Here is a 13,447-nt window from a genome sequence, read left to right as displayed (position 1 = left end):
GTATGAGATTAACTAACGGATTTGATGCGAGTGCATCAGCTTTGACTGCTCAGCGGCTCCGAATGGACGTCATTTCCTCGAATATCGCGAATGCAGAAACGACGAGAGCGAATTTTGTGAACGGTCGTTATGAACCTTACAAACGTAAGTTGGTCGTCCTGGAACCGAACTCCAAATCATTCGCCGATGTACTAAACGGACAGTTGAACGGCAAAGCTTCTTCTCCGGGCGTTAAGGCATCACGCATTATTGAAGATCAGACGCCATCCAAGCTGGTTTATAATCCGAGCCATCCTGATGCTGACGAGAACGGTTATGTAAAAATGCCTAACGTCGACGTGCTGAAAGAGATGGTAGACATGATCTCTGCTTCTAGATCTTACGAAGCTAATGTTACGGCATTGAACGCAACCAAAGGGATGTTTATCAAAGCGCTTGAAATCGGTAAATAAACAGAGATAAAGCGGAGGGATACCATTGATTAACCCATTGTCATTGAATATGCTGCAATCGCAAAATGTTAAGCTTTTTGATTCAGGTATTGAGAAGACGGATGTGAATGCTCCAGCGGCTGCTTCCGCTTCAGACATGACGAAATCATTCAGTGATTTCCTGAAGAACGCATTGGATGGTGTCAGTGCCCAAGAGAAGAACGTACATACAATGACTGACCAATACTTAATAGGGAATGTGGATATATCGCAAGTTATGGTCGCCTCGCAACAGGCGGAGCTCGGCTTGCAGCTCACCTCACAAGTCCGCAACAAAGTGATCGAAGCTTATCAAGAGATAATGCGGATGCAAATCTAATAGCAGCAAGAGTGGCATTTAGAGCATAACAGTGAGGTGAAATTGTGAACGAGAAATTTGCCCAGTATCGAGCTAAAGTTGCTCAATATTGGAACGCAATGGAGAAGAGACAGAAGATTTGGCTGGGAGCCTCGGTAGGCGTACTTATTCTAACAATTGTATTACTAACCATGATTTTCTCGAGAGTGAGTTATGAAGTTGCTTTTCGCGATTTGGATAGTACGGATGCTGCAGCAGTTATGGAATACTTGGACACAAGCAAAATTCCTTACAAACTTGAAAACGGCGGACAGAGCATACTGGTTCCGACTGCGGATGCCGCAAAGGTCAAGATCGAAGCAGGCTCGCAGGGGATTGTTCGTAACGGTTCAATCGGACTCGATATTTTCAATGATACCAGTTCTATGTTCGGATCTACGGATCGTGAATTCGACGTTAAATTAAGAAACGCTTTGAATGGAGAAATTCAGCAACTGCTTAACGGCATGCAAGGCGTTCAGAAATCGAATGTTCTCGTAACGATACCGAATGAATCTCCGTTTATGACAGAAGAAGAGAAAGAACAGTCTTCTGCTGCAATTACGATGTCTTTCCGTCCGGGCTATCGACCGAGTCAGAAAGAAGTTGACGGCTACTATAATCTGGTTAAAAGCTCGATTCCTAATATCAAAATCGAGAACATAACGATTTCTAGCCCTGAAGGCGAATTGCTTGCCTCGGATGAGATCGGCGGTGCAGCCACTGGCGGAGATTTAATTGAGACCCACTATCAACTGCAACGAAAATATGAGAATGATCTAAAACAAAAAATCCAAACGTTCCTTGCACCGATGGTTGGCATGGAAGATTTGGTTGTCAATGTTTCCAGCTCGCTGAACTTTGAGAAGAAAGTTTCTGATCAGAATCTCGTAAGGCCGCTGGATAACAACAATAATAATGGCATTGTTGTCAGTGAAACTCAAAACAATAAAACTGCGACCGGCGCAGGCGGTGCGGGCGGGGTTGCAGGGACCGGCGAAACGGATGTTCCCGGGTATACGGCAGACCAAAGTGCTGGCAGCACCTCTGAAGAAAACAATCGGATAACTAATTACGAGTATGATAAGATTCATAATCAAATTGAATCAGGACCATATGCCATTAAGGACCTTTCTATTAGTATCGGCGTAGAGAAGAGTAAACTTAATGACGAATCCAAAAATGATATTAATAATTTCTTGATATCTCTCGTTCGCTCGCAATTGATAGAATCTGGTCAAGATGTTAATGATGACGCGTTACTTGCCAAAAAAGTTTCGATCATGGCACAAACTTTTGTCGACAATGGCAGTACTTCAACTTCTGCAATATTATCGACAGGCTGGTTAACCGCAATCGGACTTGCTGCTCTTGCTATCATTGGTGCACTTGGTTATGTCGTTGTAAGACGACGCAAACAAGCAGCTCAAGCGGAAGAGCTCGCAGCAAATCAAGCGAAAGTCGAATATCCGACAATCGATTTGGAAACTGTCCAAAACGAGAGTCAAGTACGCAAGCAGCTTGAAACACTTGCCAAGCGCAAACCAGAGGAATTTGTTAATTTGCTCCGGACTTGGCTTGTTGATGAATAGAGGTGGCCAAGATGGCAAGGATGCATGGATTCAGTGGTCGACAGAAAGCGGCAATATTGTTAATCTCGCTCGGGCCTGAAGTTTCCGCTCAAATCTTCAAGCATTTGAGAGAAGAAGAAATTGAACAGCTGACGCTGGAAATCGCTAATGTTCGCAAAGTAGATACGCTGGACAAAGAAACGATTCTAAATGATTTTCATCAAATCTGTGTTGCGCAAGAATATATTTCGCAAGGCGGCATTACCTACGCTCGTGAAATTCTTGAGAAAGCGCTCGGCGAAAGCAAGGCCATGGAAGTTATCAACCGCTTAACTGCGACATTGCAAGTTCGGCCTTTCGACTTTGCCCGCAAGGCGGAAGCGAGCCAAATTCTCAACTTCATTCAGAACGAGAATTCGCAAACGATCGCATTGGTGCTTTCTTACTTGCAAGCAGAACAGGCTTCTCAGATTCTTTCTTCCTTGCCTCAAGAGAAGCAAGCTGAGGTTGCTCGTCGCGTAGCGCTCATGGACAGCACTTCACCGGAAGTTATTTCGCAAGTGGAACGTATTCTCGAACAGAAGCTATCTGCTACCGTTACTCAAGATTACACAAGTGCGGGCGGTATTGAATCAATTGTTCAAATATTAAATGGTGTCGACCGCGGTACGGAACGTACGATCCTGGATGCGCTTGAAATTCAAGATCCGGAACTTGCCGAAGAAATCAAGAAAAGAATGTTCGTGTTCGAAGATATCGTCAATATCGACAATCGCTCGATCCAACGTATTATCCGCGACATCGAGAATGCCGATCTGCAGCTTGCGCTTAAAGTTGCAAGTGAAGAAGTTCGCGAAGCGATCTTCCGCAACATGTCCAAGCGAATGGCGGAGACATTCAAAGAAGAAATGGAATACATGGGACCTGTCCGGCTGCGTGACGTTGAGGAAGCTCAAACACGCATCGTAGCAACGATCCGTAGACTCGAAGAGTCCGGTGAAATCATCATCGCCCGCGGTGGAGGGGATGATATCATTGTCTAAGTTGTACAAATCTTCGCATGTCATTTCAGTAGAAGATTTAAAGCGTCTTGAATGGTATAACAAGTATGTTCAAACGCCTGCGCCTGACGAAGAGCAAAGCGAGCCTGTAGGACCAAGTGCAGAAACGCTTACCATGCGAGATCAAATCCTCGATGATGCTGAAGAATTCGCCAAGCAGCGCATTCAAGAAACTGGCGATCAGATTGAGACGATGCACGCAGAGGCAAATGCTCAAATTGACCAATGGTGGTTAGAACGTCGTCTGCAGGACGAACAGCTAATGGAGCAAATCCATCAAGAAGGTTTCCGGCAGGGCTACGAAGAAGGCAAGGCGCAAGCCGAAGCGGAAGTACAGGCGCACTGGGAAGTGATGCTGACGGAAGCCAGATCGATTCTCGATTCTGCCTATGAAACTAAGGAACAAATCATCCAAGAAGCGGAACCCTTCGTTGTTGCACTCAGTACGGCAATTGCTGAGAAGATCATTCATAAGCAATTAACGGTTGATCCGAATTGGTCACTGGACATTATACGGAAGTCGTTGGAACGGCGCCGGGAGCAAGGTGTTATCACATTATGTGTTTCTCCTTTGCAACTTACGTTCGTACAGGCGGCGCGTGAAGAATTGTCGCTCGTCATTGATTCCCAAGCTGAATTGCAAATTGTACCGGATGTTTCGGTAAAGGAATTCGGCTGTGTCATCCGCTCATCATTTGGCAGCATCGATGCACGAATTGATACGCAGTTGACTGAAATAAAACGTGAACTCATCCAATTAGCACACCAAGCGGATGAACGAGGAGCAGCTGATGACAACTAATAGGTTGGATGTAGATCGCTACATTGAACACTTACGTCCAATTGATCCCATTCGCGTCAATGGCAAGGTCACACAGGTTATCGGTTTAACCGTAGAATCCGAGGGACCAGACGCCAGTATCGGCGATGTTTGCTTGATCTATCCGGCCAAGTCTACGAAGCCGCTGAAAGCTGAGGTCGTCGGTTTCCGCAATAACAAGGTCATTCTAATGCCGTTAGGAGAGCTCCAATCCATTGGTCCGGGCTGCGATGTAGTAGGTACCGGCAAGCCTTTAACTGTACAGGTTGGTTCTGATCTGCTAGGTAAAGTGTTAGATGGTCTCGGTCAACCGTTAGACGGATCTTATATCTCGAGCCGTTTGCCGCATCATTCTACTCATAATCTGCCGAGCAATCCACTTTCAAGGCCGAGAGTTAAAGATCCTCTCAGCATTGGTGTTCGTGCGATTGATGGCTTGTTAACAGTAGGGCAAGGACAGCGGGTTGGTATTTTTGCAGGCTCCGGTGTAGGGAAGAGTACACTTCTCGGCATGGTCGCAAGAAACACCTCGGCTGATGTCAACGTTATCGCATTGATCGGTGAACGTGGACGTGAGGTGCTTGAGTTCATGGAGAAGGATCTTGGACCCGAAGGACTGGCTCGCTCGGTGGTAATTGTTGCAACCTCTGATCAACCGGCATTAATTCGGATTAAAGGTGCGCTTATCGCCACGACCATCGCGGAATATTTCCGTGATCGAGGACTGAATGTCATGCTGATGATGGATTCCGTAACACGTTATGCAATGGCACTTCGTGAAGTGGGACTAGCCATCGGCGAACCTCCTGCAACAAGAGGTTATACACCTTCTGTATTTGCGAATCTGCCTAAGCTGCTAGAACGTGCAGGAACGGGTGAACGTGGTTCGATTACGGCATTCTACACCGTCCTAGTAGATGGTGATGATATGAATGAACCTATTGCCGACGCGGTTCGCGGAATACTAGACGGACATATCGTACTTAGCCGTGCTTTAGCACATAAAGGTCATTTTCCGGCAATTGATGTACTTCAATCGATTAGCCGGGTTATGAAGGAAATTGTGCCTGAAGAGCAGCAAGATGCAGCGAATGAACTGAAACGTTTGCTCTCTATTTATAAAGATTCGGAAGATCTGATCAATATTGGGGCGTACCAACGCGGGTCTAACGAAAAAATTGATCAAGCAATTGATTCTATCGATAATATCTGGTCCTTTACTCGTCAGAAAACGCACGAAAAGGTTGGCTATGAGGAATCAAAAAAGAGGCTCATTCACGAATTTCATGCCTCACACGGGAGATGAACCAGCTAGATGGCACGATTTCGTTACGCCTATCAAAAAATCGTTGACTTAAAAACAAGCGAGAAATCACAAGCAGAATGGCAATTGTCCGTTGTCGTCGGTGAGCTTCAGACGGAGGAACAATCACTCTCAAAGCTTCATCAGGACCGTTCCGAGTGGAGCGACCGTTTACAGCTTTCATCGAATCAAGCGGTGACGCTCTCGGAGCTTATGGTTATACAAGAGTACATTGATTATCTGGATATTTGCATCAGGCAGAAAATGATGGATATCAAGAAAGCTGAAGCTGCCGTCGAAGTGAAGCGGAATGAATTGTCTGAGCGAATGAAAGACGAGAAGGTATGGCAGAAATCGAAGGATAACGCGCGCCAGCGTTTCCAAGCAGACATGTTGCTTATCGAGCAGAATGAGCTTGATGAAATGGCATCTGTGCGGTTCATGTATGCAGCGCACTAACAGTTGAGATGTTTTGCGAATCGGGAGCCAATACCCGAGGGAGGGACTTATTTTGGCGGATTTGGATATGGAAAAGCAAGGGTACAGCGGGTTTGAGCGGTTTATGTTTTTCGTTACGCCGATCTTGTTTACACTCATTCTACTTGGCGTACTGGTCACTTTGTTTAATTTCGACTTGCGGAATAAGGCACTTGAAATCGGAAATACCGTTCCGTTCTTAAACAAAGTACTGCCGGAGCCTGCGACGGATGAGAATGCAGCTGCTGTTGATGAAGGCAAAATCAAAACGGAAAATACGACAGCTAAGATCAGCGAGCTGCGGGCGCAGCTCACTGTTAAAGAATCCGAACTCAGTAAGGCTGCAGATGAGAAAACGAGATTGTCGCTGCAGCTTAAAGATCTTCAAGCTCAAGTAGAGCAGCTCAAGCAAGATGGAACGCAGAAGGCGCTTGAGGATGCAGAGTACCAGAACAAAATCAATGAGCTTGCAGCCATGTACGGCAAGATTACGCCTAGCAAAGCGGCACCGATCCTAGAAAGCATGGAGATGGATGAAGCGGTGCTCGTACTGGATGCAATGAAACCGGATGATCGAGTTCGGGTACTTGAGAAGATGAATCCGAAGAAAGCTGCAGAAGCCACCGTGAAGTTGAAAGATGTGAAGACTGCGAAGGATCGTCAAATCGCTGCGCTGCAAGCCAGAATTAAGAAACAAGATTCGGCTGTGGCTCAACCAGAGATCGTTCTTAGCAAAGCACAGCTCAACACCACTTTCTCGACAATGGATCCTGCAAGTGCCGGAGAGTTGCTGCTTAAGATGGCGGATGTGAGTCCGAGTAAAGTACTTCGTATTCTAAACGCTGTTGACGATGCATCACGCTCCAAAATTATCGCGGAAATGTCAGGGTTAAACAAAGATATTACGGCACAATTAGTTTCCAAACTCATGTTAGGCAAATAACAGTTTGCTGAAGGAGGTGAAAACAATATGCAAATGCCAGTATCCAATGCTACACCTAGTGTTAATGCACCATCTGCGGTATCAGGCACATCGACTGCTAAAGGGACGGAAGGCAATGAGTTTAACCAGACCTTAGTTCAGACGCTTGCCGGTAACGGAGCCGGTTCGACTCCTGCACAGCCATCCAAAGAAGCAGCTGTCGTCTCCCAATTACCGGTGAATACGCTAGCCTCTCTGCTCGGCGACAATGTATCGGCTGCCGATCTGCTTGCTGCAATAGAAGAGCTTCTCAAGAAGCTTGACGCTGCAGACAGCGAAGAATTGGCTCAAACGACGACGGAAAGCAGTCTGAGTGACGCTTTGGTTCAATTAGACAATCTACTGAGTATGTTGTCTGGTATGCCAGCAGCACAACCGGTACTTCCGCTAACAGCAAATCAGACAGCGGATAGTATTAGCACACCAAATGAAGGCGATTCAACCGGTGGGATCAATGAACTGCTAACTATCATTGCGGGATTGAATAATGGCCAAGCGATTGCAGCCAACATTCAAAGTCAGGCGGCTCAAACGACTACAGATGCTTCGAGCACAGAGTCGGCCAGTCTGGAAACTATCTCAGCATTGAAATCAGGCTTGCAGGATGCATTATCCGATTTGCGGTTACTCTTGCAAAAACAAAAAGGAAATGCAGCCGATCGCGAACAAAATGGTTTGGTTAGTAAGCAGCTGATTGCGCTTGAACAATTGATTACTGGGAAGAAATCGGAGTCGATTGTTCTAGCAGGAGCTCAGCCATCCAATCCATCAAACGAAATCGATACCGTACGAGCTTTGCAAACAGCGCCTGCTACAAATAATCATCTTCAGCGTATGGCGCACCAATTGCTTCATGTAGGACTAATGAAAGCAGCAACCAAGCCAGAAGCAGCTGAACAGTTCGATGTTGAACCTTTACAGTCGCTATCTGAGCCGAGCAGTATTAATCTGGCTCTATTGGCCGGCAATCAAGAATTGCAACGCCAAACGCAGATAGCAGCAAAGCAGTTGGTTGAACAGCCTGTTCCCATTCAACAATTTGCATCCACCATTCAAAAGATGGTTGTGAGTCAGTTCAATGTAACGGCAAGCAATGGCATGTCCAACGCGCAATTGACTTTATTCCCTGAGCATCTCGGACAAGTTAATGTCAACATCTCGATGCATAACGGTACACTGACTGCACAGTTTGTGGCAGATTCCGTTCTTGCAAAGGATATGCTGGAGAATCAAATGGCACAGCTTCGCTCGTCACTGCTATCGCACGGGATGCAAGTAGAGAAGCTTGAGGTAACGCAAGCTCCTGTATTGCCGAATATGTTCCAAGAGCGACAAGGTCAAAGCGGAAGAGATCAAGGAACGTCCAAACGTCAATCCGGCGACGAGGCAATCGGAGAGATCGATTTTGATGCCGGTCTGGAAGATGTGACTATGGAGCAAGCAGTTGACCGTGATCTAGGCTTAGGCCGGGGCATTCATACGAGAGCATAACCGTTCGCGGTTATGGATGATAACGATGAACCTGTAGATCGGAGGTGACGAGAAAAATGTCCGGTGATAATATTTCAACCCGCAACGTCTGGCCTTATTACAGTGCCAGCAATGTGCAAGCAGCAGCTGAGAAGAAAGCGGACACTTCCCTAGGCAAAGATGATTTCCTGCGGATTCTTGTAACGCAGCTGCAAAATCAAGACCCTATGCAGCCTTTACAGGATAAGGATTTCATCGCGCAGATGGCGCAATTCTCTTCTGTCGAGCAGCTGGTTAACATGTCAGACCAGTTAACGATGCTTCGTCAAAACCTTGGAATGGCTTCCAGTATGATCGGTAAGGAAGTTCAATGGTATGAGTATGCCGATACCGGCGAGATGCTTGCAGTAACCGGTAATGTCGATTCCATTATTATTAAAGATAAAGCACAATACGCAAGAATCGGCGATAAGGATATCAAGCTGGATGACATCGTATCGATCGCTGATCAAGGCGGTGAATCTGCCGGTGGATGATATCTTAAAGATCGGACATTTACGTTTAACAGGTAACAGTCAGATTCGTAAACCGAACCAGCAGGAAAGCACGGCAGCCAATACAGCGTCATTTAAAGAAGTATTGGATCGTAATGTGCTTAAATTTAGCAATCATGCCGAAATACGCATGGCGCAGCGCGGTATCACATTCAAACCGGAAACGATTTCCAAAATCGTAAACGCAATCGATCAGGCTGCTGCAAAGGGTGCGAAGGATTCGCTCGTCGTTTATCGGGATATCGCGATGATTGTCAATGTTCCAAGTCGTACTGTCATCACCGCAATGGACGGCAATTCACTCCAAGGCAATGTATTCACTCAAATCGACAGTGCAGTCATTGTTTCTTAATCGGCTGGACCTTCTTATCGGAAGCCGAAGAGTCGTGGATCGACTGAAGCGACTCACACGATAGACTTCTTTTGCAAGGCAGAGTAACTGTACTTACACCATTAGGAGGTTGACAATTCATGTTAAGATCAATGTACTCCGGCGTTTCAGGCATGCGTGGTTTTCAAACGAAGCTAGACGTCATCGGTAATAATATTGCGAACGTAAATACGGTAGGCTTCAAAGCGGGCCGCGTTATGTTCAAAGATATTCTGAGCCAAACGGTTTCCGGCGTAACGCGTCCTGAAGAAGGAACGACGGGCGGTGTTAATGCGAAACAGGTGGGCCTTGGTGTCGCCATTGCTTCGATTGACACGATCCACACACCGGGTAGTGCAATGACCACCAATGTTCCTACAGACGTTCGAATTGATGGCGATGGATTCTTCGCGGTTTCCCCATCAGCTGACGGTGCTGAAGCTCCTTACCTGACTCGCGCAGGTAACTTCACTCTGGATGCAGCAGGTCAACTCGTCAATGGCGACGGGATGTTTGTACTGGATTCTAACGGTGGACCGATCGTACTCGATCCAGCTGAGGTTAAATCCTTCACAATCTCACAAGATGGCTCCATCATCTCGGTTGGTGCAGACGGCCAAAGCCAACCATCAGGCTTCCAGCTCGGAGTAGTGAAAGTTACGAACCCGAACGGACTTGAGAAAATCGGAGGCAACCTTTACCGGATGACGCCAAATGCGAATGTTGACGGTGAAGTTGTCATGACTACAGCAGGTGACGCAGAGGCAGGAACAGGCGCAATTATTGCCGGTCAACTCGAGATGTCAAATGTTGATTTGACATCAGAATTCACCGAAATGATTGTCGCGCAGCGTGGATTCCAAGCTAACTCTCGAATTATTACGACTTCTGACGAGATTCTGCAAGAGGTTGTTAATTTGAAACACTAGGTGAATAACCGAAGGGGAGGCCAACCTGCCTCCCTCCTAGTTTAAGGAGGAAGTTCATGATCGCAGTAAAGCGTTTGAACGGAAAGACATTACATATTAACGCGCTCCTTATCGAGCAAGTTGAAGAAACACCCGATACATTGATTACCTTAACGACTGGAAAGAAAATATTGGTATTGGAGAAAGCTGATGAAGTCATTGCCTCCATACAGTCGTATCTTCGCGCAATAGGCGTTTATGCGGCTACCATTAAGAGTGAACATTCGGAGGGACCCTCGACATGAAAAAAATGCTGCCCTGGCTGATTACCATCTTACTTGCTATCACATTAATAGCTATCGTAGCTGTTATTCTGTACAACTCCCTGATGGGTGGGGAAGATCCGAAGGACTCTGCCGGCAAAGCGGCTAATAATGCAGAAGCCGTAAAGGTGGTCAAACTGACTGCGGATGAACGGGTGAAATTAACCAGTGAAATTGCGGATATTAAAACAAACCTGGCGGACCCGGAATACATCGCGGTACTTGGGCTTGCTTTTCAATTAGATGAGAAATCAACGAAAGAAGATTTCGATAAAATTAAAGACATTCAAATCAAACCTATCATTATTCGTACACTGTCCGACATGAAGCCAGATGAAGTTAAAGGTTCTGCTGGTAAAGACGAGCTGTGTGCCAAGCTGCTGAATTTGATCAATCAGGAGCTGCCGGAAGGCAAGCTCATTAAGGTACAGGTAACAAACTTTATCGTGACGACGCTGTAGTCATTAGTTTTCAACATGACGCATTCCTTGAAGGGGGTGAAATAATTGGTTGATGTTCTGTCGCAGAACGAGATTGATGCGTTGCTCGCTGCTTTATCATCCGGTGAAATGGATGCAGAAGAATTAAAAAAGGAAGACACGCAGAAGAAAATTCGTGTATATGAATTCAAACGTGCGGTCCGTTTCTCGAAGGATCATATCCGAAGTTTAACTCGGATACACGAAAACTTCGCGCGATACTTAACCACCTATTTCTCAGCACAGCTTCGTACATTTGTACAAATAAGTGTCGTTCAAGTTGAACAGCTGCCATATGACGAATTTATCCGCTCGATTCCTAAGATGACGATTCTTAATATTTTTGAGGCGGAACCTTTAGAAGGCAGAATGGTACTTGAGGTTCATCCGAACGTTGCTTATGCAATGCTGGATCGTTTGTTAGGTGGACAAGGATTAGCGCCTTCCAAGATCAACGCACTGACTGAAATCGAAACGAATATTATGGAACGAATCTTCAGCAGAGCATTTGAGAGTCTGCAGGAGGCTTGGAAGACGATTATTGATATTTCGCCTCGGATGGAAGCATTAGAGACGAATCCGCAGTTTATGCAGATCGTTTCACCGAACGAAACAATAGCACTGATATCGCTTAGCACCAAGATCGGTGATACGACCGGGATGATTAATTTATGTATCCCGCACGTCGTTATCGAGCCGATCATGCCAAGACTATCCGTACATCATTGGTTCGTGTCCCAGAAGAAGACAAGGGCGCCTGAGGAAATAGAGGTCCTGAAGCAACGTGTAACGAAAGCGAAGTTGCCGATCGTCTGTGAACTAGGTGCATCCAGTATTTCGATTCGCGAGTTTCTCGGACTTTCGGTCGGAGATGTGATTTCGCTTAGTAAACCAATAGATCAAGGGCTTGACATTAAAGTCGGGGATAAGCTGAAATTTATCGGCAGTCCAGGGTCGGTTAAAGATCGAATGGCCGTTCAAATTGATCAAATCCTCACAGAAGGAGTGGAAGAAGAGTATGACGAGTAAAGATTACTTATCACAAGAAGAAATCGATGCCTTGCTGCGTCAGACTGCCGATGAGCCCGAGATGCCGGAGTCATTTAACCGGGAGCAAGAACTAAATAATTATCTGAGCTCTATCGAGCAGGATGCACTTGGTGAAATCGGTAATATAACATTCGGAAGCGCTGCAACTGCTCTTTCAACACTGCTTGGAAGAAAAGTAGATATTACAACTCCAAAAGTATCATTGATCAGACGCAGTGAGCTCGATGATGAATTTCCGAAGCCGCACGTAGCCGTATCTGTTAGCTATGTCGATGGGTTCCAAGGGATCAACTCTCTTGTGATTAAAACCAAAGATGCGCAAACCATCGCGGATTTAATGCTTGGCGGTGAAGGAAAGCTGCTTGGTTCAGAGCTGAATGAAATTCACATCAGTGCTGTGCAAGAAGCGATGAATCAGATGATGGGCTCATCAGCGACATCGATGTCTACCATCTTCAACCGTTTTGTAAACATATCACCGCCTGGTATCGATATTTTGGATATTAACAGTGGATCAGGCGTCGAGAAGCTTCCTCCGGACGATCTCTTCATTAAAGTATCGTTCCGCTTGGCTATCGGCGACTTAATTGATTCCACCATTATGCAACTGCTGCCGATTTCGTTTGCGAAAGAAATGGTAGACACGCTGATGGGAGGAACATTTGCAGAATCTACGCCAGCTCCAGCACCGGCTCCAGCGGCTATTCATACACCTGCACCTGCAGCAACACCGGTATCTGCTCCAGCACCTGTACACACACCGCCTCCGGCGGCCTATATACCGGAACCGCCTGCAGCTCATATGCCGCCTCCAGGTGCTCATATGGCGCCTCCAGCTGCTTATATGCAGCCTCCGATGCCGCAGTATGCAGCACCGCCGGCGGGACCGCAAACTTATGGTGCCGCTGCGAACCGCAATGTGAATGTACAGCCTGTACAATTCGCTAATTTCCAAGGCGCGCCGTATGTGCAAACAGAGGATTCAAATTTAAATTTATTGCTCGACATACCGCTAAAGGTCACAGTAGAATTAGGGAGAACTCAGAAGCAAATCAAGGATATCCTTGAATTGTCGCAAGGGTCGATCATTGAGCTGGACAAGCTGGCAGGGGAACCGGTTGATATCTTGGTTAATAACAAACTAATCGCCAAAGGCGAGGTAGTCGTTATCGATGAGAATTTCGGTGTCCGAGTCACAGATATCGTAAGCCAATGGGACCGTATCCAAAAATTACAATAACACCTTAGGGG

16 protein-coding genes are annotated in these 13,447 nt (G+C 46.3%); all 16 read left to right on the top strand.

Features of this window, described 5'->3' with window-relative positions; all coding sequences use genetic code 11:
- Window positions 1-2: 2 nt before the first annotated feature.
- On the top strand, window positions 3-452 hold the full coding sequence (flgC, locus tag AC0YN4_RS06345) for a flagellar basal body rod protein FlgC (RefSeq protein WP_475779527.1): 450 nt from the start codon (window positions 3-5) through the stop codon (window positions 450-452).
- Window positions 453-501: 49 nt separating this feature from the next.
- On the top strand, window positions 502-810 hold the full coding sequence (gene fliE, locus AC0YN4_RS06340; RefSeq protein ID WP_475780092.1) for a flagellar hook-basal body complex protein FliE: 309 nt from the start codon (window positions 502-504) through the stop codon (window positions 808-810).
- A 44-nt stretch (window positions 811-854) separates the two neighbouring features.
- Complete coding sequence (gene fliF / locus AC0YN4_RS06335) at window positions 855-2,420, top strand: flagellar basal-body MS-ring/collar protein FliF (protein ID WP_475779528.1); 1,566 nt, start codon at window positions 855-857, stop codon at window positions 2,418-2,420.
- Window positions 2,421-2,431: 11 nt separating this feature from the next.
- Window positions 2,432-3,442 carry a flagellar motor switch protein FliG gene (gene fliG, locus AC0YN4_RS06330; RefSeq protein WP_475835416.1) on the top strand — a complete coding sequence of 337 codons (1,011 nt, stop codon included), beginning with the start codon at window positions 2,432-2,434 and terminating at the stop codon, window positions 3,440-3,442.
- Window positions 3,435-4,262, top strand: coding sequence for a FliH/SctL family protein (locus tag AC0YN4_RS06325; protein ID WP_475835415.1), 828 nt, complete (start codon window positions 3,435-3,437; stop codon window positions 4,260-4,262). The genes fliG and AC0YN4_RS06325 overlap by 8 nt, the downstream gene beginning before the upstream one ends.
- Complete coding sequence (gene fliI, locus AC0YN4_RS06320) at window positions 4,252-5,586, top strand: flagellar protein export ATPase FliI (RefSeq protein WP_475835414.1); 1,335 nt, start codon at window positions 4,252-4,254, stop codon at window positions 5,584-5,586. Before AC0YN4_RS06325 ends, fliI begins: the two co-directional genes overlap by 11 nt.
- A 9-nt stretch (window positions 5,587-5,595) precedes the next feature.
- Window positions 5,596-6,042, top strand: coding sequence for a flagellar export protein FliJ (gene fliJ / locus AC0YN4_RS06315; protein ID WP_475779532.1), 447 nt, complete (start codon window positions 5,596-5,598; stop codon window positions 6,040-6,042).
- 52 nt (window positions 6,043-6,094) lie between these two features.
- Window positions 6,095-7,003, top strand: coding sequence for a MotE family protein (locus AC0YN4_RS06310; RefSeq protein ID WP_475835413.1), 909 nt, complete (start codon window positions 6,095-6,097; stop codon window positions 7,001-7,003).
- Window positions 7,004-7,030: 27 nt separating this feature from the next.
- Complete coding sequence (locus AC0YN4_RS06305) at window positions 7,031-8,533, top strand: flagellar hook-length control protein FliK (RefSeq protein WP_475835412.1); 1,503 nt, start codon at window positions 7,031-7,033, stop codon at window positions 8,531-8,533.
- A gap of 56 nt (window positions 8,534-8,589) precedes the next feature.
- Window positions 8,590-9,048 carry a flagellar hook capping FlgD N-terminal domain-containing protein gene (locus AC0YN4_RS06300; RefSeq protein WP_475779535.1) on the top strand — a complete coding sequence of 153 codons (459 nt, stop codon included), beginning with the start codon at window positions 8,590-8,592 and terminating at the stop codon, window positions 9,046-9,048.
- Entirely contained in the window at window positions 9,041-9,418 is a 378-nt protein-coding gene (locus AC0YN4_RS06295) for a TIGR02530 family flagellar biosynthesis protein (RefSeq protein ID WP_475835411.1), read from the top strand. The genes AC0YN4_RS06300 and AC0YN4_RS06295 overlap by 8 nt, the downstream gene beginning before the upstream one ends.
- Window positions 9,419-9,537: 119 nt before the next feature.
- Window positions 9,538-10,365 carry a flagellar basal body rod protein FlgG gene (gene flgG, locus AC0YN4_RS06290; protein WP_210661496.1) on the top strand — a complete coding sequence of 276 codons (828 nt, stop codon included), beginning with the start codon at window positions 9,538-9,540 and terminating at the stop codon, window positions 10,363-10,365.
- A gap of 56 nt (window positions 10,366-10,421) precedes the next feature.
- Window positions 10,422-10,649, top strand: a complete 228-nt coding sequence (locus tag AC0YN4_RS06285; protein ID WP_475779537.1) for a flagellar FlbD family protein — start codon at window positions 10,422-10,424, stop codon at window positions 10,647-10,649.
- Complete coding sequence (locus AC0YN4_RS06280) at window positions 10,646-11,128, top strand: flagellar basal body-associated FliL family protein (protein WP_475779538.1); 483 nt, start codon at window positions 10,646-10,648, stop codon at window positions 11,126-11,128. The genes AC0YN4_RS06285 and AC0YN4_RS06280 overlap by 4 nt, the downstream gene beginning before the upstream one ends.
- Window positions 11,129-11,173: 45 nt before the next feature.
- Window positions 11,174-12,175 carry a flagellar motor switch protein FliM gene (gene fliM, locus AC0YN4_RS06275; protein WP_475779539.1) on the top strand — a complete coding sequence of 334 codons (1,002 nt, stop codon included), beginning with the start codon at window positions 11,174-11,176 and terminating at the stop codon, window positions 12,173-12,175.
- Window positions 12,165-13,436, top strand: coding sequence for a flagellar motor switch phosphatase FliY (gene fliY, locus AC0YN4_RS06270; RefSeq protein ID WP_475779540.1), 1,272 nt, complete (start codon window positions 12,165-12,167; stop codon window positions 13,434-13,436). The genes fliM and fliY overlap by 11 nt, the downstream gene beginning before the upstream one ends.
- Window positions 13,437-13,447: the final 11 nt, after the last annotated feature.

Source organism: Paenibacillus sp. J22R3 (assembly GCF_056269305.1).
Note: the sequence above shows the minus strand (reverse complement) of the source record. Positions and strands in the feature narration are given on the sequence as shown.

Coding starts and splice junctions, on each gene's coding strand:
- fliI (WP_475835414.1), top strand. CDS start 4,252: ATGACAACTAATAGGTTGGATGTAGATCGCTACATTGAACACTTACGT.
- fliY (WP_475779540.1), top strand. CDS start 12,165: ATGACGAGTAAAGATTACTTATCACAAGAAGAAATCGATGCCTTGCTG.
- flgG (WP_210661496.1), top strand. CDS start 9,538: ATGTTAAGATCAATGTACTCCGGCGTTTCAGGCATGCGTGGTTTTCAA.
- AC0YN4_RS06280 (WP_475779538.1), top strand. CDS start 10,646: ATGAAAAAAATGCTGCCCTGGCTGATTACCATCTTACTTGCTATCACA.
- AC0YN4_RS06285 (WP_475779537.1), top strand. CDS start 10,422: ATGATCGCAGTAAAGCGTTTGAACGGAAAGACATTACATATTAACGCG.
- fliG (WP_475835416.1), top strand. CDS start 2,432: ATGGCAAGGATGCATGGATTCAGTGGTCGACAGAAAGCGGCAATATTG.
- flgC (WP_475779527.1), top strand. CDS start 3: ATGAGATTAACTAACGGATTTGATGCGAGTGCATCAGCTTTGACTGCT.
- AC0YN4_RS06305 (WP_475835412.1), top strand. CDS start 7,031: ATGCAAATGCCAGTATCCAATGCTACACCTAGTGTTAATGCACCATCT.
- fliE (WP_475780092.1), top strand. CDS start 502: ATGCTGCAATCGCAAAATGTTAAGCTTTTTGATTCAGGTATTGAGAAG.
- fliJ (WP_475779532.1), top strand. CDS start 5,596: ATGGCACGATTTCGTTACGCCTATCAAAAAATCGTTGACTTAAAAACA.
- AC0YN4_RS06300 (WP_475779535.1), top strand. CDS start 8,590: ATGTCCGGTGATAATATTTCAACCCGCAACGTCTGGCCTTATTACAGT.